The sequence below is a fragment of the Candidatus Nitrospira nitrificans genome (assembly GCF_001458775.1).
GTDB classification, from domain to species: Bacteria; Nitrospirota; Nitrospiria; order Nitrospirales; family Nitrospiraceae; genus Nitrospira_D; species Nitrospira_D nitrificans.
Genome location: NZ_CZPZ01000011.1, coordinates 23,268 through 48,657 on the forward strand (window position 1 = coordinate 23,268; position 25,390 = coordinate 48,657).

The window sequence follows — 25,390 nt, forward strand, 5'->3', positions numbered from 1 at the left end:
GGATGAGTCGTCGTGCGAGGCGATGTGAGGAGGTGCCCCAATGTTCTCATTTCAGGAAGATATGCTGTCGCCGGTCCGCATCAAGGTGATCGGAATCGGCGGTGCTGGGTGCAACGCGATCAACACGATGATCACCTCCGGGCTCGCGCGCGTCGATTTTATCGCCGGCAACACTGATCTTCAGGCGCTTGATCGGTCGTTGGCGCCGTATAAGATTCAACTCGGGCCGGAACGTACCCGTGGGTTGGGCGCTGGGGCGAAGCCGGAGATCGGTCGAGATGCGGCGCTCGAAAGTAAAGAGCATATCCGAGAATGTCTCGAAGGGGCCGATATGGTTTTCGTCACGGCCGGGATGGGAGGAGGGACCGGCACGGGAGCCGCCCCCATTGTGGCCAGTATTGCCCGAGAAATGGGCATTCTGACGGTCGGCGTCGTGACGAAACCGTTTCAGTATGAAGGCCAACGGCGACACAAACACGCGGAAGAAGGAATCCGCGACTTGCGTCGGCACGTCGATACATTGCTCGTGATTCCCAACCAGCGGCTGCTGGGGATCGTCGATAAATCAACTCCGCTTCTTGAAGCCTTCAAGGTCGCGGATGATGTGCTGCGCCAAGCGATCCAAGGCATCGCCGACGTGATTACGACCACGGGACATGTGAACGTCGATTTTGCCGATGTTCGTACCGTCATGTCGCACACCGGACGAGCGGTCATGGGCATGGGCGTTTCCTATGGGCCGAACCGGGCAATCGAAGCGGCGCAAAAGGCCATGTGTAGCCCTCTCCTTGAAGAAGGCAGTGTGGAGGGGGCTCGCGGTGTCCTTCTGAACATTACGGGAGGCCCCAGCATGTCGCTGCACGAGATCGAAGAAGCCGCCTCGATCATCCAACAGACGGCAGATCCTGAAGCCAACATCATCGTCGGTCAGGTCATCAACCCGGACATGGGCGAAGAACTCATCATTACGGTGATCGCGACCGGGTTTGAACGAGAAGAGGACTCATCGGCCGTCACAATGGGAACTGATCGGGGAGCAAGTCGACCGGCCAAACCCGTTCCCTCGGCGTTAGCCGGCATGGGTGCTTCCTTAGCGGGAGATCGACCGATAAAAGACCTCGATCGTCCGACCTTTTTGAGACGAATGAATGATGTGCGAGAGTCGATGGACCGAGCGGTGATGACCGCCGAAGACGAATGGGATGTGCCGACCTTTCTTCGCAAACAAACAGACTGATCTCGTGTCGATCTTCAGGGGATGAGGCGGGGAATGTGATGATGACAAACAGAGCGGTCATTACCGTGCCGGCGTTTGCGGCGACCGGGACTCGGGTCCGACATTTTTTCGGGACGCGTCGGCATGCCCTGGATCTTGGCCTTGAAGCGGGGATTCCGCAGCGGGGGATAGCAGGCGCGGCATCGTCTTCGTGGACGCTCTCAGTGAAGCAAGTCCATGGAACGGAGGCGTTGGTGGTGGACCGAGCCCTCGCTCCGACGGATCGATTTCTTGGCGGTTGGGATGCCTTGGTTACTGATCAACCCGGTGTTATGGTGGCGGTGCGGACAGCCGATTGTGTTCCGATCCTCATGCATGATCCTACACATCGGGTCGTGGCCGCAGTCCATGCCGGCTGGCGAGGAGCGGTTGCTGGCATTGTTCCCAAAACGTTGGCTCTGTTGGAGTCTCGCTTTGGCTCTCGTCCGGCGCATGTACGGATCAGTATCGGGCCATCCGCTGGGATTTGCTGCTATGAAGTGGATGAGCCGGTTCTTGACCGTCTGCGTCAGGGATCTCCGGATTGGAAGAAGGTGGTTCGAACGAAGGAAGAAGGAAGAGCGCATCTTGATTTGAAGGCGCTCGTCAGAGAACAGGCGCAAGCCGTCGGGGTGTCGCCGAAGTCCATCACCACCGTCAACGTCTGTACGATTTGCCGCGAAGACCTCTTTTTTTCCTATCGGCGGGAGGGGAAGGTCAACGGGACTATGGTCAGCGCCATCGGGTTGCCGATGAGGCGAGAATAGGGAGACTCTGCCAATTCTGAAGCGCTTCCGCTAGAATTAAGAACGGTTCGCTGAATGAGCGGCCGCGACTTGTGCGAGAGGGTCATGGAACCGCTCACCCCTGAAACGCTTGCGAAACGCGTTCAATCGATTCTGACGAAGATTCGGTTGGCCGAGGAAAGATCCGGACGTTCCCCCGGCGCGGTGCGGCTCGTGGCCGCGACGAAGACCGTGACGGTCGACCAGATTGCGGAAGGTGTGCGCGCCGGCTTGTCCATTTTAGGTGAAAATCGGGTACAGGAAGCGCTCCCTAAAATAGCCCTGTTCACCCAGGCCCCGGTTCACTGGCATTTTATCGGGCAGTTACAACGGAGGAAGGTCCGGTCCGTGATCGGTCGATTCGACCTCATTCATTCGGTAGATACGGTGGACCTCGCGCAAGAAATCAATCGCCGCGCGGAGGAAGCCGGTTGCCGGCAGGAGGTCTTGCTGGAAGTGAATATCGGGGGGGAACCGACAAAGGCAGGGTTTGACCCCGATGACGTGGTACGATCGATACCCATGATGGCGCAATTTTCTCATATTTGTATCAAAGGCCTCATGACGATTCCTCCGCCGACCACGGGTCAGGATTCGGCCAGGCCATATTTCCGCAAACTCCATGAACTGGCTCGACAGATCGCGGCCTTACACTTACCGACCGTCGGGATGGATGAGCTGTCAATGGGGATGTCCAACGATTATGACGTGGCCATTGAAGAAGGGGCGACATTGGTCCGAGTCGGCACCGCCATCTTTGGAGCGCGTCATGTCTAATCCGACAGTCACGCGCGACATCGTGTTTGTGGGCGGTGGCCGAATGGCGGAGGCATTGATCAGCGGAGTGCTGTCCGCAGGGGGCTACAAGGCCGAGCAGATCCATGTCGCTGATCCCGATACGGCCCGCCTGGATCATCTCAAGAAGCAGTACGGCGTTCAGATCAGTGCCACGAATCATGAGGCGGTCGTCTCGGGAGATGTCGTTGTGCTGGCCGTGAAACCTCAAGTAACCGCCGCAGTTCTCAAGGAGATCGGGGATGGGTTGGCGAAACGGCTTGTGGTCTCGGTGGTTGCGGGAGTGCCGCTCAGACGAATTATTGAGGCTTGTGGGCCGCAGGCCCGCGTCATTCGCGCGATGCCGAATATGCCGGCGATGGTCGGTGAAGGGATGACTGCCTTGGCGATCGGTCCCGGGGTAGGAGAAAACGAGGTGGCCTGTGCGCGGCAGCTCTTTGAATCGGTCGGGAAGGTGATGCCTGTCGATGAGCGCCTCATGGATGCCGTGACCGGCTTGAGCGGAAGCGGGCCGGCCTACGTCTTTCTCATGATCGAAGCGATGGCCGATGGCGGAGTCAAGATGGGGTTGTCGCGGGAAACGGCCAGCCTCCTTGCAGCGCAGACCGTGTTGGGTGCGGCCCGGATGGTCGTCGAAACCGGGAAGCATCCGGCGCGGCTTAAAGATGAGGTTGCGTCTCCTGGCGGGACGACGATTGCGGGGTTGCATCGGCTGGAACAGGGAGGCCTCCGGGGCGTGTTGATCGACGCCGTCGAGGCCGCGACGAAACGTTCTCAGGAGCTTGGAGGCTGATGTTTGTCGTGGGAAATACGTTGTTAGGGGTGGCCACGGTGCTTGATTATGCGTTGACGTTCTATAGCTGGATCGTCATTGCTCGAGCGCTGATTTCTTGGGTGAATCCGGATCCGTGGAATCCAATCGTGCAATTCCTTACCCGCGCCACCGAACCGATCTTGGCCCCGATCCGACGGCGAGTGGGCTCGGGTGTGGGCATGGATTGGTCGCCATTGATCGTCATCGTGACCATCTGGTTTTTGCAGATTGCAGTCGTACAGTCGATTAAGGATCTCGCGGTACGGATGAATTGATTCAACGAATGGGGGATGTCATGAAGATCACACCGCTCGACATTCAACAGATGGTCTTTCAAGTCAAGCTTCGTGGATATGACCGTGAAGAGGTCAACCGCTTTTTAGAAGAGATCGCGCAAACCGTCGAATACCTGAACCGTGACAATGCCACGTTGCGTGATCGAATTATGACGCTGGAACAGCAGGTCTCGGACCTAAAACGGACCGAGGCGACTTTGTCTACCACGTTGATTTCGGCGCAGTCCTTGGCCGAGGATGTCAAGCGCAGCGCGCAACGCGATGCGGAGTTGATCGTCAAAGAAGCGGAGCTGAAAGCCAGCGAACTGTTTCGACAGGCGCGAATCGAGTTAGGAAACACACAGAGAGACCTATCCGTGTTGCAGAAGCAGCGGCTGCTCACGGTTGAGCGGATGCGGGCCACGCTTCATACCTTCGAGCGAATGTTGGACGTGGAAGCCAGTGAAGCGTATCAGGATCATGGCGTCATGCACGAAGAAAAGCTGGAAGGGGAATCAAGCCCTACCCGTTGACCGTTTCCGTGAGAGTGCCGCGCTGAGTAAGGCGCGATCAACTCCTGAGCATTCTCCGTCATCCTCATCCCGATGCCCAATCTTCGTGTTATTCAAACAGCGCTCGATCGAGCCGTTACCGACGGGGTCTTCCCGGGGGCCGTATTGGTGGTGCGGCGCGGAGACGGACCGGTTGCTCGCTTTCATGCCGGGCATCTTTCAACCGTCCCCCCAGGATCCCTTGTCAACACCTCCACCATCTATGACCTAGCTTCGTTGACGAAACCGTTGGCAACCGTCACGGCTCTCGCCCTACTGATTCAACAAGGCAGTCTCAGGCTTGAAGATACTGTCGCGGAGCATCTTCAAGAATGTGCCGAGACGTCCATCGGCTCGGCCACACTTCGGGACTTATTGACCCACTCTTCCGGATTACCCGGATGGCGGCCGTTCTATGAGCGGATCAATCCGGAAGGAAAGATTCCTTCATCTCAAGACGAGAGGGATCGCGCGAAACAAGCGATGCTCGGAACAATCAGCGCTGAAGCTCCTGTGTACGAACGAGGAACGCGGAGCCTGTACAGCGACCTCGGTTTCATGTTGCTCGGCATGATCGTTGAACGAATCAGCCGGCAATCGATGAACGACTATTTCCTTGATCACATTGTACGTCCGCTCGGAGGGCCGCAAATCGGATTCATCTTGTCCGAACAGTGCCGTCTACTCTTTAACAGCGTGGACGGCGACACTGGTGGCGTGGCGCCGACTGAGGTTGATCAATGGCGAGGATACTTCTTATGTGGAGAGGTGCATGATCAGAATGCCGCAGCCTTAGGCGGCGAGGCCGGCCATGCCGGGTTGTTTGGGACTGCCGACGGGGTGTTGGCCATTACGGGTGAGTGGTTGCATGCATACCATGGTCGAAAGGCTATCCTTGATCAAGGAATTGTGCGTGAATTTACACGACGACAAAAGCAGGAAGAAGCATCCAGCTGGGCGCTCGGGTGGGACACTCCATCAGCACCGTCATCTGCAGGGTGTTGTTTCGGGGTCCGATCGTTCGGTCATCTTGGCTATACAGGGACCTCGATTTGGATCGATCCTGACCGGGAATTGGAGGTCGTGCTGCTCTCGAATCGCGTGCATCCCTCGAGCAAGAATGAGGCGATTCGGGGGTTCCGTCCTGCGATTCATGATTTGGTGTATCAGGAATTCATCGGCTCGCTCTAATAGGATGCTGAAAAAGTCTGCCAGCGGCGTTCCCCGCCTTGCCGAAGCGGCTTCGCGAGGCAGGTCGCATCGCTCAGAGGGTCAACGTACCGAAGGGTATGCCTCGCCACTTCGCTCACTGCGGCCTTGCTGGACAGCCTTTTTGACCATTCTGAGTTATTCTAGTATTAGCACCGAACAAACTTCCGGCCATATCGCGGCATTATCTAAGCTTTTCCGCAGCTATCAAGGCAGGTCTGGGTAGTCAAGCCATGTTTCTTTTTCAGCCAGATAGCGAGTCCCCTTGAAATTGGCCCGCGATCTGAGGCGAGTGAACCCAAATTCTTGAAGTTTACCCACTAATTCTTTCACCGCTGCGGCAATCGTTGAGTGTGAGCCGCTCTCCACAACGAAGGCTTCATACATAATCTTAGCCGAGTATCCCGATGGGATCCGATTGACCAGGATGGTGCGGTTGAAATATCGATCGCTCGGATCGACCCCTTCAAGCTGATGTTTCTCAACCAATCCTTCTTTCTTAAACATCAACGGCAACGTGCTCATGCTTTCTCATCCCCCAGAAATAACAGTTGACGACAAGCCTAGATCCATCAATTATAGAAGGTCATTCGTGCAGCCTGCAACTCGTTGACAAGCGGTGTGTTGATTACTATGATGGCTTTCCCCATCCAGTTCTGAGGTTTGTCCGGCTCCATCCCATGAATATCCCCAATAGCCTCACGATTCTTCGGATCCTCTTGGTCCCTGTCTACATAGGGTTCATGACCTATGGCTCATATGGGTTCGCACTCTTGACGCTACTCGTCGCAGGCCTGACGGATGCCATTGACGGGTATCTTGCCCGCAAACTGAATCAGCGGACACGATTAGGGACCTTGTTAGACCCTCTTGCAGACAAGCTGCTGCTGACGTCAAGCTTCATCTCGCTGGCGATGCTCCATCTAGTGCCGTCCTGGCTGGTCATCCTGGTCGTAAGCCGGGACATTATTCTCCTCCTGGGGACGGTGGTGGCTCACGTCACCAGTACACCGATTAATGTGACTCCGACATTCTTGGGAAAAGGCGCGACCCTATTTCAGCTGAGTTACGTTCTTTTGATTGTCCTTTTAACATGGCGAGGGTTCGACCGCTCCATACTTACCCCACTCGTTGCGCTGATGGTTGGGTTCACCCTGGCCTCCGGGTTACATTACCTGTATCGCGGATATCGAGACACGAATGTAGCGCCTCCGCTTGCCTAATAATGTCGGCCGCAAATACGACTTCTTCGGCGGCCCGGTAAATAATTCAATTGTTTTTGACAGGTTTCCGACCCCCCAGTAGACTCGCTTCGTAGTCCTAGCTTTCCCGCACAACCGGCTCAGAGAGCCACAACAGGACGAGAATTTATGGCCACGTTTGCATATGTCGGACGGAGCAGGTCCGGAGCGGTCAAAAAAGGTGAACTTGTCGCGAAATCGCGCGATGAAGCGGTGGAGCAATTACGCAAACAAAGCGTGGTGGTGACGAGTCTTGAGGAAAAGGCGGCCAAAGAGGGATTTAGCTTTAAGATCGGTAGCGGGGTGAGCGAAAAGGACTTGGTCGTTTTTACCAGACAATTCGGGACCATGATCAATGCAGGGTTACCCTTGATTCAGTGTCTGGAAATTCTATCGAACCAATCAGAGAATGCAGCGCTGAGGAAATCTGTGGGCGAGATCAAAGTCCAAGTCGAGGGAGGTTCGACGTTTTCAGATGCCCTCCGCAGGCACCCCAAAGTATTTGACGATCTGTATGTCAACATGGTGCATGCGGGAGAAGTGGGAGGATTGCTCGACACCATTCTCGGTCGACTTTCCAAGTATATTGAAAAAGCGATGAAATTGAAGGGGCAAATCAAAAGCGCCATGGTTTACCCGGCGTCGATTTTGGGAATCGCCTTTATCGTGATTGCCGTATTGATGATCTTCGTGATTCCGGTGTTCGAGAAGATGTTCAAAGATATGTCCGGCGGAAAAGTAGCGCTCCCCGGGCCGACTCAACTCGTGATTGATATGAGTAATTTCGCCCAGTCGAGCTGGTACATCATCCTTGGTGGGGTCATTCTCGCAGTCGTCGCGTTCAAGAAATACTATGCAACGGCCAAGGGCAAGTACCAGATCGACAAGCTGCTCCTCAAGCTGCCTGTTTTCGGAGATTTGGTGCGAAAAGCGTCGGTAGCGAAGTTCACGAGAACGTTGGGGACACTCATAACTAGCGGCGTGCCGTTGCTGGACGCCTTGACGATTTGCGCGAAGACGTCGGGGAACAAAATCATTGAAGAAGCGCTGGTCAACGCCAGGGTAAGTATCAGCGGAGGCAAGACGATCTCCGAGCCGCTCGCGAAAAGTCAGGTATTCCCGAAGATGGTGACACACATGATCGCGGTCGGCGAATCAACAGGGGCACTCGACGCCATGTTAGGGAAAATCGCTGATTTTTACGAGGACGAGGTGGATCAGGCGGTGGCCTCGCTGACCGCATTGCTGGAACCGATGATGATGGTCTTTCTCGGAGTCCTCATCGGCTTCATCGTGGTGGCCATGTATCTGCCTATCTTCACAATGGCCCAGGCCATCAGCTCCTGAAAACGGATGCGTTTGATGTGCAGCGATGTATCTATTAGGAAAGGCTGACTCCGGTCGTCAGGATCTGAATAGACCCTACCTCGATCTTATCCCAGCGCCATATTTCTCGATGAACGTGGATATGGGTCTAATCATGTCATGATGACGTATGGACCCATGGGCGATATTAAGGCAAGAATCTATCGGTTAATGGGGTGGCGAGTCGTGATCGTCACCGGGCTGTTAGGGCTTTCCCTTGCCTTTCAGGTCACCAAGGGTGAACGGGTTGAAACGTTCTATGCCCTGATCATTTTCACCTATGCGGTCACAATCCTCTACGCGTTCCTGTTCCGGTTATTGACTACTCCTCATGCGCTTGTGCAGTTTGCCTGGGCTCAGATCGCCGTCGATTTTTTGACCGAGACGGTCTTGATTGCCAGGACGGGCGGAATCGAAAGCCCGTTCGCGGTGCTCTATGTGATCAGTGTGACGGTGGCAAGTTTGGTTCCCCGTTGCAGAGTGGGGCTTTTGACGGCCAGCCTCTGCATCATCTTGTTTGGGATTCTGACCAATGTGCAGCTCTACGGCCTTGCCGAAGTCTGGGGATGGCTACCTCATGCGGACCTCACTGCCGCCGAGACACTCCAGGCGTTCGGCGTCTATGGCCTGGCATTCCTCGTCGTCGGCTTTTTAAGCGGGGCCCTTGCGGATCAGCTTCGGCTGGCGGATCAATCGCTCCGCGAAAAAGAACAGGGGCTGAGCCGCCTTCAAGCATTCCATGAGAATATCGTTCACAGTATCAGCAGCGGTGTCTTTACGACCGATGAGAAGGGTCGGATTACTTCCTTCAACCCAGCGGCGCAGGAAGCCACGGGCTACGGCTTTGAGCATGTACGGGGGCGTCCCTGGCGGGAAGTGTTTAACTGGTATCCCAGTCCGCACGATGACGATCTCACGCAGGATGTGTATTCTCATATGCGGTTTGAAGTGGAGTGTAAACGGTCCGACGGCAACCGGTTGATTCTCGGCATGACGCTCGCGCCATTGCATGAACGAGGAGGGCAAACGGGACTGGTTGGAGTGTTCAAAGATCTCACGCAGATCCGTGATCTCGAAGAAGAAATGCAGCGAAAGGAGTGGTTGGCCAGTCTCGGGGAGATGTCGGCGGGGATGGCGCACGAAATTAGGAATCCCTTGGGTGCACTCGCCGGAGCGATGCAGATGCTTCGGAAGGATCTCCAGGCCGATGACATCAGCCAACGCCTGATGGACATTGCGGTTCGCGAAGCGACCCGGCTGGATACCATCATTACAGAGTTTCTCCAGTATGCCAGGCCGCCGGCGCTGAATTTAGCGGAGTACGATTTAAACAAAGTCCTTGCCGAGACCCTTGATCTGGTACAACATGAAGCACAAAGCAGAACGAATATCACGATCGCGGCGGCACCGTGCACCGGGGCATTGCCCGCGCAAGTGGATCAGGATCAAATGAAACAAGTGTTCTGGAATCTGGCGGTGAATGCCTTCGATGCCATGCCGAAGGGCGGGCAACTGACGATCGCAACGGGGGGGAGAAAGGTTGATGTCGGCGGGCGAAAGGCTGAGGTGGTAGAGATCTCATTTCAAGATACCGGAGAAGGCATTCCGAAGAACAATCTCGGTAAAATCTTTCTTCCGTTCTTTACCACCAAAAAGCGAGGATCCGGGTTGGGGTTGGCTGCAGTCCATCGCATCGTCGATCTTCACGGAGGGTGGATCAAAGTGGACAGTCAGGAAGGGCACGGGACACGATTCGGCGTTTGCTTGCCCCGTACGGCGGATTCAGGCGTGCGACTTTGGCACGAAGGTAGAGAGCCGTGGAAAAGATCTTAGTCGTTGATGATGAACAAAGTTTGCGCGACGTATTGAGTATTATGCTCAAGCGGGCTGGGTATGCCGTCACCAGCGCCATGGACGGCGAAGAAGCCATCGAGCTGCTGAATAAGGAAATCTTTGATCTGGTCATCACCGATTTACGGATGCCGAAGATCGATGGCATGGAGGTCCTGAAGGCCGTAAAGTCTGCCTCGCCGGAAACCGTCGTGCTGATCATTACGGCCTTTGCCAGCGCGGATTCTGCCGTCGAGGCCATGAAACAAGGCGCGTACGACTATCTGACGAAGCCCTTCCAGGTCGATGAAGTACAGTTGATCATTCGGAATGCGCTGGAAAAACGGCGTCTCACGACCGAGAACATGCTCCTGAAGCGGGAAATGGCGAGTCAGTCATCATTCGCGCAGCTGGTCGGCCAGAGCGAGGCGATGCAGAAAGTGTTCGACGTCGTACGGAAAGTCGCCGATTCAAAGAGCAATGTCCTGATCTGCGGCGAAAGTGGAACAGGAAAAGAGTTGGTCGCGCGTGCGATTCACTACAACAGCGCCAGAAGCGTCATGCCGTTTGTGGCGGTGAACTGCAGTGCCGTACCTGAAACGCTGTTGGAAAGTGAACTGTTCGGCCACATGAAAGGTTCGTTCACGGGGGCTATTGCCAATAAAGCCGGACTGTTCGAGGTCGCCGATGGAGGGACCATCTTTCTCGATGAGATCGGTGATACGACTCCCACCATTCAGGTCAAGCTTCTGCGCGTGATTCAAGAACGAGAATTCAGACGGGTAGGCGGCAGTCAGGACGTCAAGGTCGATGTGCGCGTGGTGGCCGCCACCAACAAGGATCTTGAGAAAGCGGTTGCCGACGGTTCGTTCCGCGAAGACCTCTACTATCGGTTGGATGTGCTTCCCATACGGCTCCCGCCTTTGCGCATGCGTGCCGGCGATATTCCGTTACTGGTCACTCACTTTCTGGAACGCTTTTCGAAAGAAAGCGGCAAGCCCAAGCCCGTGATCAGCCCGGAGGCGATGCACGTCTTGCTGGGGCATGAATGGCGCGGCAACGTCCGTGAGTTGGAGAATCTGATCGAACGGGTCGTCGCATTTGCAACGGAAGAGTCTGTGACCGACGCCGAAGTGCACGGATGGCTTCATCGACCTACGACGCAGCCTCAGCACCCGGCGATGCCGCTGGATCTGACCGACGAGGGATTGGATCTTGAGGGGCTCATCAACAGCATCGAAAAAGATTTGTTGCTGAAGGCGCTTGAGCGATCGAAGTGGGTCAAAAAGAAAGCCGCGCGCATGCTCCGTCTGAACACCAGATCGTTTCGGTATCGCCTGGAGAAGTATGCTATAAAAGGAGGCCGTGACTAACCCTTCTTCCGGATCGACCATCCTCCCTGCCTCCCTTACCGTTTTCGCACCCGCCAAAATTAATCTCGTGCTCCGCATTCTCGACCGCCGGCCAGACGGCTATCATAATCTCTGGTCGCTGATGCAGATCGTGGGGTTGGGGGACGAGCTCTCGATATCGCTTAGCGGCAATCATTCGACCATTACCCTGCGGTGCGATGATCCTTCGTTGGAGACAGACCCTTCAAATCTTGTCTATCGTGCCGCGGCAGCGGTACTTGAGCGCAGTGGACGAGTAGTTGGATTGGATATGGTGCTCGCAAAGCGAATTCCGATGGGAGCGGGATTGGGAGGCGGGAGCAGCGATGCGGCGGCAACGATTATCGGCCTGAACCAGCTGTTGAATTTAGGCTGGTCGATGGAGAAGATGGCTCACGTTGGTCAAACACTCGGAAGCGATGTCCCGTTTTTCTTTTTCGCTCCTTCTGCAATCGTGGAAGGGAGAGGTGAGAAGGTGGCCCCAGTGCGAATCAAGGGGCAGCGATGGGTCGTCCTGGTTAATCCGGGGTTCCCCGTCGAAACGAAGTGGGCATATCAGCAGCTTTCTGGAAGCCGAACAGGGGTACGATCGATTTCGGAGGTCCATGCGGCGCTGGGGAATGCATCTGAACTCGCATGGGAGAACCTGCTCCAATTGGTGGAGAACGATTTTGAAGCAGCGGTGTTCAAGGCGCATCCGGTTCTTCACGGAATCAAGCAGAAACTGCTTGGTGAAGGGGCTGAGGCGGCTTTATTGTCGGGGAGTGGGGCCACGGTCTTTGGTGTATTTCATGACGAGATATCAGCTCGGCAGGCCCAGTCATGTCTTCAGGTGGAACCCCACCTCAAGGTCTATGCGGTGTCAACCCCCTCCGATCCCCAGCAGTAACCACGCGATGTAAGAAATGTTCCTTCGCCCCAGTGGGTGACGGCGCATTTGATTTTGAAGGAAGGGCACTCATACAATGTCGTGGCTGGGAGAGTGAGACTACAGAGCTTGGTGCATGTCTACGCGACGCCCCTCCAATAAGAAAAAGCCTGGGAAGTCCGTCTTGCCCGAGCTATCTGCCAAGCGGCGATTCCAACTGAGGCTTCTGAAGTGGTATGGAGAACATGGCCGGGATTTGCCCTGGCGGAAAACCTCGGACCCGTATCATATCCTCGTCTCCGAGGTGATGCTGCAGCAGACCCAAGTTGATCGGGTGATCCCTAAGTACCATGAGTTTTTGAAACGGTATCCAAGTTTTGAAGATTTGGCAGAGGCTCCGGTTGCTGACGTCAAGAGGACCTGGTATCCCCTCGGGTACAACATTCGTCCGGAACGGTTGCATGGGATTGCTTGTGAAACGGTGGAACGGTATGGGGGGAAATTACCCAACGACGCTGATGAGTTACTCTCGTTCAAAGGGATCGGGCGGTATACTGCCGGGGCAATTCGCTCCTTCGCGTTCAATGAAGATGCCCCCATTCTGGACACGAATGTAATCCGTGTCTTGCACAGGGTGTTTGTGGCGGAAGGTAATCCCAAAGCACAGAAGACGATGCTATGGGAATTGTCGGAAACCTTGATCCCGCCTGGCAAAGGGTATGACTTTAATCAGGCGATTATGGACTTTGGCGCGACGGTATGCACTGCTCGGGATCCCTATTGTCTCCTCTGTCCGATGAAGTCCTTCTGTAAGACATATCCGTTCAGTCCGACGACGCGCGAACGGCAATAGGTTGATCATGCAAGTTATTGAAGTGGCGGTAGGGCTCATCCACCGTGATGGCCGCTATTTGATCGCCCGCCGGAAACCCGGTGTCCACTTAGCGGGTTTCTGGGAGTTCCCTGGGGGAAAACGGGAAATGGACGAATCGCTCACGGAGTGTTTGCAACGGGAGCTATTTGAAGAGCTGAGTGTTCGCGTCGACCAACCTATTCCGTATCGAATCATTCGGCACGACTATCTGGATCAAATCATCGAGTTGCATTTTTTTCGATGTGCCATTGAACAGGGAGAACCTATGCCTATCGGTTGCGAAGAAATCCGCTGGGTATATCCCGAAGATCTCACGCAGTTTACATTCCCGCCGGCGGACTATGCGATTATCGAAGCGTTGCGGCGTGATGCGTTCGGAGTTTCGCGATGAAGGTCGTACTCGATATCGAAACCATCCAAGCTACTCGTGAAGAATGGACACGGTTGGTGGGGAAGGCACCGGTGTGCAGTGAATCCTCTCACGCGGATGAGGGGTACGACCTCTTTGCCGCCGGTGCGGCAGAAGAACGGCGGCACGCGGAAGATGAGCTGTACGCCAAGTCGGCGTTCGATGGGACGTTCAGCCGCATCGTCTGTATCGGTCTGCTGGAATTTTCCGATCAGATGGAAGCACGCAGCGCCGTCGCCTGGTTCGGGGCGAATGAACGGGAGCTGCTCCGCCAATTCTGGGCGAGGCTTGCCCAGGACCGTCCCGCCTTGTTCATCACGCATAACGGACTTGGCTTTGATCTGCCCTTCATCAAGAAACGGTCGATCATCAATCAAGTAAAGCCCAGTCTCGATATCAACCTTGCGAAATTCCGCGCCGAACCGGTCTATGACACGATGGCCCTTTGGAGTAATTGGGATACGAGGGGTTGGGTCAAGCTCGATGTGCTGGCCAGAGCGTTGCAGGTCGAAACGAAGTCAGGCAGTGGGGAACAAGTCGCCGAAATGTGGGAGCGGAGGCAAGGTCGCGAGCTTGCGCAGTACTGTCTGCAAGATACCTATGTGACCTATGCCTGCTACTGCCGCATGAACTTTCGTCAGCCTCTGTCTCGGGAGGTTGTTCTGCTGCAGCCTGAGCTTTACGACGTCGGGTAGATCGAGCGGTCGACGATCAACGGGTCGGATAGGCTTCCGCCGATTTCTTTTTGGGGACTGAGCGAACGGCTGTCTTGCCGGTCTTCACGGCTTTCACTTCTTCCGCCCGTTGACGGAGCTCTTGTTTCATCCACACTGCTTCCTTCTTCAGCATTGCGATCTCGGAGTCTTTCCGTTTGTTGGCTTCGCGCGCTTCACGAAGCTCATCCAGTTTCCGATTGAGCAGTTCATCGGTGTTCAATTGAGGAGGTCCTGACTCAGTCCGGTTATGAGCCGGAAACGCTTGGGGAGCCGGCAAGACGGACGCTTCCTGAGGCGATGCTGCCTCCGTAACCGATGGGTGCATCGGGGCAGAGGCTGATACCACCGGAGCAATCTGAGATGCCGAAGCAGGGATAGGTCTAAGCGCCCTTGCTGTAGGAGGTGAACCCGGCGCCGCTGCTTTAGCGAGGGTTTGATAGTCGATGACCATCGTCATGGCGCCCCTTCCCAGAGCGACAAAGAGAGGAGCTTTTTCATGGCGCGCAGCAGAGCTAGGAGTGAATTCCAAAGCCTTCTTGTTTTGAGAAGGAGTGATTGTCAAATAGATCGACCCTTTATGAACATAGAGGGTGCCCGCTGTGGGTTCAGTGCCTGACCCTGCCGATGGAGACACCTTGAAACCGACAATCTGCTCCGGTTTCGCTTGCGATAAGCCTTGGGCTAGCAGGGGAGCAAGAAACTCGGCATCTTCATCGCTGAATACCCTCATCGGCTTGCTGCCACTGGCGGGCATGTTGCCTGACATTTTTTGAGCGTCATCAGTCACCACGCCTTTGACTATTTTCAGCATGGTCATCTGGTCGATAGTGGCGGGATGATTGGCTACAAATGACCAATCGGCGATCTCCTTAAGATAGACGGATCCTTTAGTGTTCTTGTGAAGCTTTGTCTCTCCGGAAAACATCGAGCATCCGGTCGCTATCAGGCTGAGAGACATCAAGGCTCCGACATAGAGAGAACTGTGGACATTGAAGTGGACATGCATACGGGATCTCCTCATCTGTGGGCTTGTGACCGGAAAGGCCGGTTGGCCATATGCCAGAGAGCGCTGGGTTTCACGATGGTTCTTATACCGAACTACCATACGCCTAGGCCCATGAGTACAATACCGATTACCAACCATCCGACTACACCGACCGAAATGATCGCTTCGAGCGTGACACGAGAATCAGGTGGGTTGGGATTAGATTTTGAATCGGAGTCGGCGGATTTCATAACGAGAAACGAAATCTCAGATTGCAGAACGTAAAGACTCAGGATTTTCAGCAAGGTCCATGCCTTCCGATTGTTGGAAGGGTAGGGTGTATCATCGCCACAGGTAAGGGAGATCCTGAATAGGTCTCAGGATCAGAAGGTCAGGACTGGTGGCCACACTCCAAAAGGAAGAATTTAGATGGTGCCTTTGTAATCATGGGGTTAGCGGCGCAAGCTTGATCAGGCAGGATGGAATATTGGGGGCCAACTGATCATCAAGAGGCCATCTGGGAGCGATAGAACAAAAGAATGGCCGAAGAATAGTCTGAATAGAGAGGAGGGAGCTGGTCAAAAAATGTTCATTTCACTCAAGTGAGCGTGCAGAATTGTTCAAAGAGGTGAGATTGTTAATGTCTCCAATACAAAACTGCATTTGATGCCGGTGACCTCACCTCCCGTAGAGGGTCGCAGCCGAGGCATCAATGATATGTTTCGTGGTCAGAGTGCCCGGACCAAAACCACCCGTACCCTTATCCCATACAACCGTGATGTTTCCGTCGGTTTTCCCCATGGCCTGAGCCGGCGAGCGGGTTGCATCCCTTTCAACTAACACCCGTATTGACTTGCCGATGTACCGTCGGTTGCGCTCCAGGGTGATGCGGCGTTGAGTTTCTAAGAGTTGAGCGACGCGCATACCCTTGACTTGATCAGGGACATCGTCGGCATACTTTCTTGCCGCGATCGTATGTTTCCGTTCCGAATATTTGAAGATGTAGGCTGAGTCGAACTGGACCTGTTTCACCAGACGGAACGTGGATTGAAAGTCCTCATCCGACTCAGAGCAGAAACCGCAGATGATGTCTGTGGTCAGGACGATATCGGGGACGGCGCGGCGAATGAGCGCGACCAACGTGAGGTATTCGGTTCCCGTGTAAGTTCGTCCCATCAGTTCGAGGATCCGATCGCTTCCTGCCTGAAGGGGAAGATGAATGTGTTTGCAGATTCTTGGGTGCGTGGCGATGGCCTCAATGAGCGCGGCGGGAAAGTCTTTCGGGTGCGGCGAGGTAAACCGAACTCGATCGATTCCCGGAGTATCCGCCACAGCGGTAATCAGTCTGGAAAAATCCCATTCTTCGTGGCGATAGGAATTGACGTTCTGGCCGAGCAACGTGATTTGCCTGAACCCACGAGCCGCGGCATCACGGGCTTCGAGTAAAATGGACTTCGGGTCGCGCGACCGTTCACGACCCCTGGTATAGGGGACGACACAGAAGGAACAGAAGTTATCGCAGCCTCGCATGACGGTAATCCATGCGTTTACTCCGCTGTCGCGATCCGGCATGATCCCTTCATAGGTTTCGTACTCCGACAGATCGAGGGCGAGTCCTTTCTGAGAGAGTCCCTGTTCTTGTTCCTCGAGTGCGGCCGTCAGCAATGAGGGAAGTTGACGATAGGCATCCGGGCCGGCCAAGACGTCAATCAGCGGCTCCTTTTCCGCCAGTTCACCTTTGAGGTTCTGGGCCATGCAACCGAGGATGCCAACGACGAGAGGGCGCTGCTTTTTGATCGCTTTTAGCTCGGAGAGGTGGGCGTAGATCTTCTTGTGCGCGTTCTCCCGAATGGCGCAAGTGTTGACCAACACCACGTCGGCCCGTTCACGATCCTCAGTAAAGACGAATCCTTCTCGCTTCAGCATCGAGCGAACAAGTTCGCTGTCGGACTCGTTCATTTGGCAGCCGAACGTTTCGATATGAACGCGGGGGATGGTCTTCAGAATCATAGCATCGCCATGGCAGTGTGTGTATGTCGAGAAGCAGTCAGATGGCCAAACGTGAAACGGTCTGCGGCGGCGGTAATGGTGACTGGTAAGATCCGATTCTGAAGGTCGCCTGTATCTGCGACTGCTACTCTGGTGAAGTTTGGAGTTGTGCCGAAGCGATGGGAGTCTCGAGTGCCGGCTTCAAACAGGACAGAGACGGTCTTGCCGATCTGTTTGTTGTGAAATGCCAGTCGTTTGGCATGATCCAGATCGAGCAGCAGTGCGGTGCGTTTCTTGACCGACGCGGACGGCACACGTTGTTTGATACGTAGCGCGGCCGTTCCCGGTCGGGAAGAGTATGGAAACACATGAAGATAAGAAAAGGGAAGGTCCGTCGCAGCCGCTACTGTATTCCGAAATGCGGTCTCAGTTTCGCCGGGGAATCCGACGAGAAGATCCGTTCCAAGGCCAAGGTTGGGAATCTTCGTGAGCGCCGTTTCGATCAGTTTGGTATAGGCCTTGACTGTATGGCGTCGATTCATGGCCTGTAATACCTGGTCGTCTCCGCTTTGCAGAGGAATATGGAGGTAAGGGCAGAGTTTGGTGGAGGAGGCGAGGAGGTCAATCATGTCCTCGCCGACAGTGGTTGGTTCGATTGAAGAGATGCGAATGCGTTCGAGCCCTGGCTGTTGATCGAGCCAACGAAGCAACATGCAAAAGTTCAGGCCATCGTGTGCGTATCGACCGATGTTCACCCCGGTGAGCACGATTTCTCGGTATCCCCGAGCCGTCAAGCTTTCGACCTCTCGCCGGATGTCGTCAAATCTTCTGCTGCGCTCATGCCCTCTGGCGAATGGGATGATGCAGAAGGCGCACATTGCGCCGCAGCCGTCCTGTACTTTCACTGCCGCACGGGTCGAATCCGATTCCGAAAAGTACGGAAGATCGAAGTCTCCGCGAACGATCATTTTCGTATAATGCACCTCAGGGATGGAGCGTTTCCGTAGTTCGTGGGCGGGGGGAATGTAGGCCGGCAGGTCGAGCTTGAATTGGTGGCCGACGATGAGATCGACGCCTGCTTGCCGCTTAAGCATTTCCATGCCTGTTTGGGCGTAGCAACCTGTGACAGCGATGAAGGCATTCGGAGAGTGTTTCAGTGTCTTCCGGATCAGATATCGCGATGTCCGTTCGGCGTCTTCCGTCACGGAACAGGTATTGAGTACGAGAACGTCGGTTGGTTGGCCGAACTCGACGAGCTCAAACCCCTTGCGTCTGAGCCCTTCCCCCAGGATCGAGGTTTCGGCTTGATTCAAGCGGCAGCCGAGCGTATGAAGAGAGGCACGGGGCATTACCATAGGGTGGCATTATAGGGAGATCATGCGTGTTCCGGCAAGGTTGCCCCTTGTGACCGGAAATCTTAAGGATTGTGGCCTCATTGTCGGAACGACCTAGAGTAGGGTTGCATCCACCTCGTCGGGGAGCGCGGACATGCATTTGCGCACGCTCATCGTGTTTGTTTTGGCGGGATTGTTCTGGAGCCATCCTGTGACGGGATGGAACGCGGAGTCACTTCCTGCCGAGCCCGATCTCACCACTCGTGTCGATGAGCTGTATGACCATGAGGCCCGTCTCTTCATCATGCTGTATTCTCTTCGCGGAAACGGCCAAATCGATTATGTCACGGCCCGACTGGTTCAAGAATATTCGCGCAGCACCTACGGGAATCCTATCTATCAGACCGAGGCCCAACCGCTGTTCTATTGGTGGAACCACACCATGTGGAATGATCCTGAGCAGGACGGGGTCAACGGCAACGAAAAGGTCTACCAGGAAAATACGGACTTCGATATCTCGCGATACAAGCCCTGTTTGTTCAACGGACAGCCCTGTTAATCTCGGCGCCAGCCAGTGAGATGGTTCCCGCCTGTTTTGTGATTCTACTGAACGGCGGCGCAAGGCGGTGGTATTCTGCATGGCAACTGAAACGAGTTGCGCTGCTGATGGTACCTCTGTCGGATTCAGCTCACGTTTGTGCGAGTAAATTCCATGACACCAGGATCTTTCAGCCTATCAAGCCTGATGAATCGCCGCATCCTCGTGATGCTGCCGTTGGGCTTTGCCTCCGGCCTTCCACTCGCCCTCACGTCCGGGACCTTGCAGGCCTGGTTGACGGTGGAGGGAGTCGACCTCAAGACCATCGGTATTTTCACGATGGTCGGCCTGCCCTATACGCTCAAGTTCTTATGGGCTCCTGTGATGGATCGTGTGATACCTCCTTGGCTCGGGCGGCGTCGCGGCTGGATGGTGCTGACGCAACTCTGTGTAGCGGTCGGCCTTGGACTCATGGCCCTGACCAATCCTCGGATACATCCTGGATGGCTGGCGGCCTATGCCGTGCTCGTGGCGTTCCTGGCCTCCTCCTTGGATATTGTCTTCGATGCCTATCGCACGGACACGCTCCGATCTCATGAGCGCGGTTTGGGTGCGGCCGTATGGGTGAACGGCTATCGAATCGCACTATTGGCTTCCGGTGCCGGCGCGCTTGTCCTTGCCGATTATGTCGGGTGGCCCATGACATATCTGGCCATGGCGGCGGTCATGGTAGCCGGAGTAGGCATCGTCTTGATCAGCCCCAACCCCACGTTCGTTGCCGAGGCTCCGAAGAGCATGAGAGAAGCAGTCGGCGCGCCGTTGGCGGAGTTCTTCGGACGGCCCCACGCCCTGGGGTTCTTGGCCGTCATCATCCTTTATAAGCTTGGAGATGCCTTTGCGTCTGCCCTTCAGACCGCTTTCCTGATCGGAGGGCTTGGTTTTTCCGCGACGGACGTCGGCGCCGTGAAGGGACTTGGGGTCTTTGCCACCTTGCTGGGTGCTTTTGTCGGCGGACTCATGATGACCCAGTCGGGACTTGTACGGTCGCTATTGATCTTCGGGGTCTTGCAGGCGGTCTCGAATCTGGGCTTCGTCGTATTGGCATTGATGGGCAAAGACGCGAGCGTCCTGACTGCGGCGGTCGTCATCGAAAATGTGACGGGAGGAATGGGCACCGCTGCGTTCGTCGCGTTGGTGATGTCGCTCTGCGATCCACGGTATACCGCGACTCAGTTCGCGCTGCTGTCTTCATTTGAGGCGTTGGGGCGGGTGTTTGCCGGGCGCCCCTCGGCGGATATCGTGACGCTGGTCGGATGGACACAGTTTTTCGTCTTGACCGTCGTGGTGGCGCTGCCGGGTCTTTGGGCAGTGTGGCGAATCCGGCGTTCCATCGAGCCCGAGCAGCAGAGCGGCGCGCCTCCTCCCGCTCTGAAGCCGGCAGTCGCTCCTGTTGCCGAATGACTACGATAAGCGCCGTTGTAGGAACAGTACGAAAAGCATCAGGGTGGGCAGCGGAGCCAGTATGAACGGCAACAACCATAACCAGACATTTTTGCCGCGCACGCGCGCTTGGTCGATCATCCAGACGAAGAGCCACACCAGCAGACAGGCATAATTCAAGATGATCCATTGGGTGGTGTGAGTTTTGAGGACGCTCGTGCTCTCCGAGGAACCTTGGAGGAGAAAGATTCCTAACAGCAGAACAAATGCGCCTAACAGGCCACCGACAAGCTTTTTGCTCCAGACAAACATAGCGCCTCCAGACTCGATAAGGCCGTGTGAACTGAATCTGGGCTTAAGCTAATTGGCCCGACAATTGTTTGTCAAATCATGGGGTCGTATCGTGTTTCGTTCGTGGTGAGCGTGTCGAACCGTGAGCGAACTTCCTTAACGGTGCATGTCTTCGACAAGCTCAGGACGGACGGCGCATGAAGAGTGGAAATGTATTGGACTTGACTTGAAGCTCGAATAGGACCCCGGCTTGTTCGGGCAAGAACGTTATGAGCCTCCTTCGTTTGAGCGTAATCGTCGTTGGATTGACTGCCGCGATCGGTCTGGCTTTATCGAATCCAACGATGGACGACTATGTACGCTTCGTTGAACGAGAATTGAGCAAAGCGATAGACCGAATGGACCAGGGTACATCGACTCGAGAACAGCAATTCATTCGGCAGGTGTTTCAGTCGCAAAGTAAGAAGCTTCTCGAATCAGTCGTGAGGCCGAATACCGTGCGACAGAACTGGGGAATTATGAGCGAATATGAAACACAGGTGGCGGGCACGAAAGTCATCGTGCTCGGTCTCGGTGGTCGGTTCATTCCCCTTCAAGGTGTCGAGGAAGCGACGTTGAAAATCGGACGAATGGCCTTCTAACAAGAAAAAATGGCCAGGGTAATCTGGCGGGGCCGGATTTCCACTGGTTATTTCTGTGGATAACCTCGTTGACAAGCGATTAAAATTGGCTCGGATATTCGCATTTCGACTATTCACAGCCTTTCCTCTCATTTCCCAATGATCCACAATACTTGGTGTTGACAAAAATTTATGATAACTATATGTAGCTATCCATTGGAACCTACAGGCGCTCAACGTACATTTTTTTCCACTCCGTAGGAGGGCTACCGTGAGAATTGATCGAAGATTTACCCGTCGCGGCCAGAATCCCTACGAGGGGATCACCTTTGTGAAGCGTTCGTCCGAGATTCGGAATCCCGATGGATCCACCGTCTTCAAGCTCGATGATATCGATGTTCCTGAGGCCTGGTCGCAGCTGGCCATCGATATATTGGCCCAGAAGTACTTCCGGAAGGCTGGAGTGCCGCAGCGCGATCCGAACGGTCAGCCGCTCGTCGGCTCAGACGGCAAGCCGGTGTTGGGTGGCGAGCGAGACGCCCGTCAAGTCTTCGAGCGCATGGCCGGGTGCTGGACCCATTGGGGCAAGTCCTATGGATATTTCAAGACGCCGGAAGATGCCGAGTCCTTTCACGATGAGATGTGCTACATGCTGGCGCGTCAAATGGCGGCGCCTAATTCACCGCAGTGGTTCAATACAGGCCTTCATTACGCCTATGGGTTATCGGGACCGGCGCAAGGACATTATTACGTCGATCCCTCGACTCGTGAAGTCGTGAAAGCCACCAATGCGTTCGAACATCCTCAGCCGCACGCCTGTTTCATTCAATCAATCGAGGACGATCTTGTGAATGAAAACGGGATCATGGATCTCTGGGTTCGGGAAGCGCGGTTGTTCAAGTATGGATCCGGGACCGGGACCAATTTTTCGAAACTGCGTGGGGACGGCGAAGGGCTTTCCGGCGGCGGGAAGTCTTCGGGCCTTATGTCATTTCTTAAGATCGGCGATCGAGCCGCCGGAGCGATCAAATCCGGAGGGACGACGCGCCGTGCCGCTAAGATGGTCTGTTTGGACCTCGATCATCCGGATATCGAAGAATTCATCGATTGGAAAGTCATCGAAGAACAAAAAGTCGCAGCGATGGTGACGGGGTCGAAGATTTGCGCGCAGCGCCTCAACGCCGTGCTGAAAGCTTGTCATACGGTCGATGGCGAGGGCGCTCTCAGGCTGGATCTCGATCAGAAGACCAATCCGGTCTTATGTGAGGCGCTGACATTGGCCCGTCGGGATCTGGTGTCCGAGGCCTATATCCAACGAATGTTTTCTTATGCGCAGCAAGGTTTCACCCATTTCGTCTTTCACGAATATGACACGAATTGGGATGGGAAGGCTTATCAGACTGTCTCCGGCCAAAACTCCAACAACAGCGTCAGGATTCCCAATGAGTTTTTTGCCCTCCTCGAAGCCGACGGCGACTGGCAACTCAAGCGCCGAACGAACGGCAAGGTTTGTAGGACCATCAAGGCACGGGAGCTGTGGGACCGGATCGCGTGGGCGGCGTGGATTTGCGCGGATCCAGGGACTCAGTACGATACCACCATCAACGAGTGGCATACCTGTCCGGAGGACGGTCGGATCAACGCGTCGAATCCCTGTTCCGAGTACATGTTTTTGGATGATACGGCCTGTAATCTCGCATCCCTGAATCTCACGAAGTTTTATACCGCCGATGGGCAATTCGAGCTGGAACATTTTCGCCATGCCGTTCGGCTGTGGACGATCGCGTTAGAAATCAGCGTGTTGATGGCCTCCTTCCCGAGCCGCTCCATCGCCGAAAAGAGCTATCAGTTCCGGACGCTTGGGTTGGGGTATGCAAATTTGGGCACCGTGCTCATGCGGCAAGGGATTCCATATGACTCGCCCAAGGCCTTGGCGATTTGCGGAGCCATCACGGCCATCATGACCGGGGAAGCCTACGGGACGTCGGCTGAAATGGCTGCCGAATTGTCGCCCTTCCCGGGATACGCAAACAATCGAGAGCACATGCTGCGGGTCATCCGCAATCACCGTCGGGCTGCATACCAGGTGTCTCATGTGGACTATGAAGGCCTGACGATCACTCCGGCGGGAATCCGCCCCGAGCATTGTCCTCCCGATATGCTCCTCGCCGCCAGACGAGCGTGGGACCATGCGCTTGAATTAGGGACAGCCTATGGATATCGCAATGCACAAGTGACCGTCATCGCGCCGACCGGCACGATTGGGTTGGTCATGGACTGTGATACCACGGGGATTGAACCGGACTTTGCGCTGGTGAAGTTTAAGAAACTGGCCGGTGGCGGGTATTTCAAGATCATCAATCAGAGCTTGCCGATGGCGCTGGCCAACCTCGGCTACACGGACCAGCAAGCGCAGGATATCGTTCGGTATTGTGTCGGGGCTCGGACGCTCAAGGGCGCACCGTTCATCAATCACGACACGCTGCGTCAAAAGGGATTCGACGACGCGGCCCTCGATCGTTTGGAAGGCAGCTTGGGGCAAGCTTTTGAAATTCAGTTCGTCTTCAATAAGTTTACGCTGGGAGAGGCGTTTTGCGTGGAAAAGCTCGGCATGACCGAGGCCCAGCTGAATGAAACGACCTTCAACATGCTGAAGACGCTCGGTTTTACGCAAGAAGAGATCGCTGCCGCGAATGATTTCTGCTGCGGAACGATGACGGTGGAAGGCGCCCCGTATTTGAGGGCCGAGCATCTCGCGGTGTTCGACTGCGCCAATCGATGCGGTCGAATCGGGCAACGCTCCATCGCCGTCGATGCGCATATCCGCATGATGGCCGCGGCGCAGCCGTTCATCAGCGGCGCGATCAGCAAGACCATCAACATGCCGGCCGATGCCACGCTCGAAGACGTCAAGGCGGCCTATTTGCTTGCCTGGAAAAGCATGGTCAAAGCGGTCGCTCTTTATCGTGATGGGTCCAAACTGAGTCAGCCGTTGAGCGCTTCGACGGACAGTGGAAAGGCCGTGGAGACGGCCACCGGCGTGATGGGGATGGCGGAGAAGATCACTGAACGGGTGCTCGTTCGGTATCTCGCCAAGCGACGCCCGCTCCCAAGTCGACGAAGCGGATACACTCAAAAGGCGATTGTCGGGGGACATAAGCTGTACCTGCGCACCGGTGAATATGAGGATGGGACGGTCGGAGAAATCTTTTTGGACATGCACAAGGAAGGAGCGGCGTTCCGAAGCCTCATGAATTGTTTTGCGATCGCCATCTCTTTGGGACTTCAGCACGGCGTGCCGCTGGAAGAATTCGTTGAGGCGTTTGTCTTTACCCGGTTTGAGCCGAACGGTCCCGTGAAATTGAATGATCGAATCAAAATGTCAACGTCGATCATCGATTATATCTTCCGTGAATTGGCTGTGACGTATCTCGACCGGTATGATCTGGCGCAGGTGAAGGAAGACGATCTCCGCATGGATTCGATGAAAAAAGACAACATGGATCCCGAATGCTTCGAGGAAGAAGCGGACCTTGATGCACTGGCGAAATCTTCCATTATTACGGAACATCTTCCCATCCGTCGGAACGGCGGCAAAGGAAATGGTCATGGCAATGGACACAGTGTGGCCAGACAAGTGGAGATCATGCGCGAGACGGTCACGCTGACGGAGGTCCAAAACGCAAAAGAGGCCAAGGTCAAGGGGTATGAAGGCGATCCCTGTCAAGAGTGCAAGCAATTTACCATGGTTCGTAACGGCACCTGCCTCAAGTGTGTGACGTGCGGTGCAACAAGTGGATGTTCATAAAGAGGAG

At 55.2% G+C, this 25,390-nt stretch carries 24 protein-coding genes; 19 read left to right on the forward strand and 5 right to left on the reverse strand.

Going from position 1 to position 25,390, the window contains the following annotated elements; all coding sequences use genetic code 11:
- The first annotated feature begins 40 nt into the window (after nucleotides 1-40).
- From ftsZ to COMA2_RS07760, 7 genes are all read left to right on the forward strand, one after another.
- On the forward strand, nucleotides 41-1,237 hold the full coding sequence (gene ftsZ, locus COMA2_RS07730) for a cell division protein FtsZ (protein ID WP_090896175.1): 1,197 nt from the start codon (nucleotides 41-43) through the stop codon (nucleotides 1,235-1,237).
- A 38-nt stretch (nucleotides 1,238-1,275) separates the two neighbouring features.
- The gene (gene pgeF, locus COMA2_RS07735) at nucleotides 1,276-2,022 is read left to right on the forward strand and encodes a peptidoglycan editing factor PgeF (protein ID WP_175304457.1); all 747 of its coding nucleotides are present in this window, start codon (nucleotides 1,276-1,278) and stop codon (nucleotides 2,020-2,022) included.
- Between the two features lie 84 nt (nucleotides 2,023-2,106).
- A complete protein-coding gene (locus tag COMA2_RS07740) occupies nucleotides 2,107-2,817 on the forward strand; it encodes a YggS family pyridoxal phosphate-dependent enzyme (RefSeq protein ID WP_090896180.1) in 711 nt (236 codons plus the stop codon).
- A complete protein-coding gene (gene proC / locus COMA2_RS07745) occupies nucleotides 2,810-3,628 on the forward strand; it encodes a pyrroline-5-carboxylate reductase (RefSeq protein WP_090896183.1) in 819 nt (272 codons plus the stop codon). The genes COMA2_RS07740 and proC overlap by 8 nt, the downstream gene beginning before the upstream one ends.
- On the forward strand, nucleotides 3,628-3,924 hold the full coding sequence (locus COMA2_RS07750; protein ID WP_090896186.1) for a YggT family protein: 297 nt from the start codon (nucleotides 3,628-3,630) through the stop codon (nucleotides 3,922-3,924). Before proC ends, COMA2_RS07750 begins: the two co-directional genes overlap by 1 nt.
- Before the next feature lie 20 nt (nucleotides 3,925-3,944).
- Nucleotides 3,945-4,457, forward strand: a complete 513-nt coding sequence (locus COMA2_RS07755) for a DivIVA domain-containing protein (RefSeq protein WP_175304458.1) — start codon at nucleotides 3,945-3,947, stop codon at nucleotides 4,455-4,457.
- Between the two features lie 72 nt (nucleotides 4,458-4,529).
- Nucleotides 4,530-5,666, forward strand: coding sequence for a serine hydrolase domain-containing protein (locus COMA2_RS07760; protein WP_090896190.1), 1,137 nt, complete (start codon nucleotides 4,530-4,532; stop codon nucleotides 5,664-5,666).
- 225 nt (nucleotides 5,667-5,891) lie between these two features.
- Here COMA2_RS07760 and COMA2_RS07765 read toward each other — a convergent pair whose 3' ends face one another.
- A complete protein-coding gene (locus COMA2_RS07765) occupies nucleotides 5,892-6,209 on the reverse strand; it encodes a hypothetical protein (RefSeq protein ID WP_090896193.1) in 318 nt (105 codons plus the stop codon).
- Nucleotides 6,210-6,364: 155 nt separating this feature from the next.
- Here COMA2_RS07765 and COMA2_RS07770 point away from each other — a divergent pair, with 155 nt between their 5' ends.
- From COMA2_RS07770 to COMA2_RS07805, 8 genes are all read left to right on the forward strand, one after another.
- Nucleotides 6,365-6,907 carry a CDP-alcohol phosphatidyltransferase family protein gene (locus COMA2_RS07770; RefSeq protein ID WP_090896195.1) on the forward strand — a complete coding sequence of 181 codons (543 nt, stop codon included), beginning with the start codon at nucleotides 6,365-6,367 and terminating at the stop codon, nucleotides 6,905-6,907.
- 147 nt (nucleotides 6,908-7,054) lie between these two features.
- Entirely contained in the window at nucleotides 7,055-8,272 is a 1,218-nt protein-coding gene (locus COMA2_RS07775; protein WP_090896198.1) for a type II secretion system F family protein, read from the forward strand.
- Nucleotides 8,273-8,428: 156 nt separating this feature from the next.
- A complete protein-coding gene (locus COMA2_RS07780; protein WP_175304459.1) occupies nucleotides 8,429-10,123 on the forward strand; it encodes a two-component system sensor histidine kinase NtrB in 1,695 nt (564 codons plus the stop codon).
- Nucleotides 10,108-11,493, forward strand: a complete 1,386-nt coding sequence (locus COMA2_RS07785; protein WP_090896203.1) for a sigma-54-dependent transcriptional regulator — start codon at nucleotides 10,108-10,110, stop codon at nucleotides 11,491-11,493. Before COMA2_RS07780 ends, COMA2_RS07785 begins: the two co-directional genes overlap by 16 nt.
- On the forward strand, nucleotides 11,486-12,400 hold the full coding sequence (gene ispE, locus COMA2_RS07790) for a 4-(cytidine 5'-diphospho)-2-C-methyl-D-erythritol kinase (RefSeq protein ID WP_090896206.1): 915 nt from the start codon (nucleotides 11,486-11,488) through the stop codon (nucleotides 12,398-12,400). Before COMA2_RS07785 ends, ispE begins: the two co-directional genes overlap by 8 nt.
- 115 nt (nucleotides 12,401-12,515) lie before the next feature.
- Nucleotides 12,516-13,232 carry an A/G-specific adenine glycosylase gene (locus COMA2_RS07795; RefSeq protein ID WP_090896210.1) on the forward strand — a complete coding sequence of 239 codons (717 nt, stop codon included), beginning with the start codon at nucleotides 12,516-12,518 and terminating at the stop codon, nucleotides 13,230-13,232.
- 7 nt (nucleotides 13,233-13,239) lie between these two features.
- Nucleotides 13,240-13,644 carry a (deoxy)nucleoside triphosphate pyrophosphohydrolase gene (locus COMA2_RS07800; RefSeq protein ID WP_245630931.1) on the forward strand — a complete coding sequence of 135 codons (405 nt, stop codon included), beginning with the start codon at nucleotides 13,240-13,242 and terminating at the stop codon, nucleotides 13,642-13,644.
- Nucleotides 13,641-14,357 carry a 3'-5' exonuclease gene (locus COMA2_RS07805; RefSeq protein WP_090896212.1) on the forward strand — a complete coding sequence of 239 codons (717 nt, stop codon included), beginning with the start codon at nucleotides 13,641-13,643 and terminating at the stop codon, nucleotides 14,355-14,357. Before COMA2_RS07800 ends, COMA2_RS07805 begins: the two co-directional genes overlap by 4 nt.
- A gap of 16 nt (nucleotides 14,358-14,373) precedes the next feature.
- Here the strand turns inward: COMA2_RS07805 and COMA2_RS07810 are convergent, their stop codons facing one another.
- The 3 genes from COMA2_RS07810 to mtaB all read right to left on the reverse strand — a co-directional run bounded on the left by COMA2_RS07810 (nucleotide 14,374) and on the right by mtaB (nucleotide 18,707).
- Nucleotides 14,374-15,384 carry a hypothetical protein gene (locus COMA2_RS07810; protein WP_090896215.1) on the reverse strand — a complete coding sequence of 337 codons (1,011 nt, stop codon included), beginning with the start codon at nucleotides 15,382-15,384 and terminating at the stop codon, nucleotides 14,374-14,376.
- Nucleotides 15,385-16,041: 657 nt separating this feature from the next.
- Nucleotides 16,042-17,373, reverse strand: coding sequence for a tRNA (N6-isopentenyl adenosine(37)-C2)-methylthiotransferase MiaB (miaB, locus tag COMA2_RS07815; RefSeq protein WP_090896218.1), 1,332 nt, complete (start codon nucleotides 17,371-17,373; stop codon nucleotides 16,042-16,044).
- Complete coding sequence (gene mtaB / locus COMA2_RS07820; RefSeq protein ID WP_090896221.1) at nucleotides 17,370-18,707, reverse strand: tRNA (N(6)-L-threonylcarbamoyladenosine(37)-C(2))-methylthiotransferase MtaB; 1,338 nt, start codon at nucleotides 18,705-18,707, stop codon at nucleotides 17,370-17,372. Before mtaB ends, miaB begins: the two co-directional genes overlap by 4 nt.
- A 133-nt stretch (nucleotides 18,708-18,840) precedes the next feature.
- On the opposite strand from mtaB, the gene COMA2_RS07825 reads away from it, so the two are divergent.
- Nucleotides 18,841-19,245, forward strand: coding sequence for a hypothetical protein (locus COMA2_RS07825; protein WP_175304460.1), 405 nt, complete (start codon nucleotides 18,841-18,843; stop codon nucleotides 19,243-19,245).
- 153 nt (nucleotides 19,246-19,398) lie between these two features.
- A complete protein-coding gene (locus COMA2_RS07830; protein ID WP_090896224.1) occupies nucleotides 19,399-20,685 on the forward strand; it encodes an AmpG family muropeptide MFS transporter in 1,287 nt (428 codons plus the stop codon).
- Here the strand turns inward: COMA2_RS07830 and COMA2_RS07835 are convergent, their stop codons facing one another.
- The gene (locus COMA2_RS07835; protein WP_090896226.1) at nucleotides 20,686-20,976 is read right to left on the reverse strand and encodes a hypothetical protein; all 291 of its coding nucleotides are present in this window, start codon (nucleotides 20,974-20,976) and stop codon (nucleotides 20,686-20,688) included.
- 248 nt (nucleotides 20,977-21,224) lie between these two features.
- Between COMA2_RS07835 and COMA2_RS07840 the strand changes: the two genes are divergently transcribed.
- Together COMA2_RS07840 and COMA2_RS07845 are read left to right on the forward strand one after the other, a co-directional pair.
- A complete protein-coding gene (locus COMA2_RS07840; RefSeq protein ID WP_090896229.1) occupies nucleotides 21,225-21,596 on the forward strand; it encodes a DUF4359 domain-containing protein in 372 nt (123 codons plus the stop codon).
- A 250-nt stretch (nucleotides 21,597-21,846) separates the two neighbouring features.
- Nucleotides 21,847-25,383 (forward strand): vitamin B12-dependent ribonucleotide reductase, encoded by a 3,537-nt coding sequence (locus COMA2_RS07845; RefSeq protein WP_090896232.1) that lies wholly within the window; start codon nucleotides 21,847-21,849, stop codon nucleotides 25,381-25,383.
- Nucleotides 25,384-25,390 lie beyond the last annotated feature (7 nt).

Coding starts and splice junctions, on each gene's coding strand:
- ftsZ (WP_090896175.1), top strand. CDS start 41: ATGTTCTCATTTCAGGAAGATATGCTGTCGCCGGTCCGCATCAAGGTG.
- pgeF (WP_175304457.1), top strand. CDS start 1,276: ATGATGACAAACAGAGCGGTCATTACCGTGCCGGCGTTTGCGGCGACC.
- COMA2_RS07740 (WP_090896180.1), top strand. CDS start 2,107: ATGGAACCGCTCACCCCTGAAACGCTTGCGAAACGCGTTCAATCGATT.
- proC (WP_090896183.1), top strand. CDS start 2,810: ATGTCTAATCCGACAGTCACGCGCGACATCGTGTTTGTGGGCGGTGGC.
- COMA2_RS07750 (WP_090896186.1), top strand. CDS start 3,628: ATGTTTGTCGTGGGAAATACGTTGTTAGGGGTGGCCACGGTGCTTGAT.
- COMA2_RS07755 (WP_175304458.1), top strand. CDS start 3,945: ATGAAGATCACACCGCTCGACATTCAACAGATGGTCTTTCAAGTCAAG.
- COMA2_RS07760 (WP_090896190.1), top strand. CDS start 4,530: ATGCCCAATCTTCGTGTTATTCAAACAGCGCTCGATCGAGCCGTTACC.
- COMA2_RS07765 (WP_090896193.1), bottom strand. CDS start 6,209: ATGAGCACGTTGCCGTTGATGTTTAAGAAAGAAGGATTGGTTGAGAAA.
- COMA2_RS07770 (WP_090896195.1), top strand. CDS start 6,365: ATGAATATCCCCAATAGCCTCACGATTCTTCGGATCCTCTTGGTCCCT.
- COMA2_RS07775 (WP_090896198.1), top strand. CDS start 7,055: ATGGCCACGTTTGCATATGTCGGACGGAGCAGGTCCGGAGCGGTCAAA.
- COMA2_RS07780 (WP_175304459.1), top strand. CDS start 8,429: ATGGGCGATATTAAGGCAAGAATCTATCGGTTAATGGGGTGGCGAGTC.
- COMA2_RS07795 (WP_090896210.1), top strand. CDS start 12,516: ATGTCTACGCGACGCCCCTCCAATAAGAAAAAGCCTGGGAAGTCCGTC.
- COMA2_RS07800 (WP_245630931.1), top strand. CDS start 13,240: ATGCAAGTTATTGAAGTGGCGGTAGGGCTCATCCACCGTGATGGCCGC.
- COMA2_RS07805 (WP_090896212.1), top strand. CDS start 13,641: ATGAAGGTCGTACTCGATATCGAAACCATCCAAGCTACTCGTGAAGAA.
- COMA2_RS07810 (WP_090896215.1), bottom strand. CDS start 15,384: ATGCATGTCCACTTCAATGTCCACAGTTCTCTCTATGTCGGAGCCTTG.
- miaB (WP_090896218.1), bottom strand. CDS start 17,373: ATGATTCTGAAGACCATCCCCCGCGTTCATATCGAAACGTTCGGCTGC.
- mtaB (WP_090896221.1), bottom strand. CDS start 18,707: ATGGTAATGCCCCGTGCCTCTCTTCATACGCTCGGCTGCCGCTTGAAT.
- COMA2_RS07825 (WP_175304460.1), top strand. CDS start 18,841: ATGCATTTGCGCACGCTCATCGTGTTTGTTTTGGCGGGATTGTTCTGG.
- COMA2_RS07830 (WP_090896224.1), top strand. CDS start 19,399: ATGACACCAGGATCTTTCAGCCTATCAAGCCTGATGAATCGCCGCATC.
- COMA2_RS07835 (WP_090896226.1), bottom strand. CDS start 20,976: ATGTTTGTCTGGAGCAAAAAGCTTGTCGGTGGCCTGTTAGGCGCATTT.
- COMA2_RS07840 (WP_090896229.1), top strand. CDS start 21,225: ATGAGCCTCCTTCGTTTGAGCGTAATCGTCGTTGGATTGACTGCCGCG.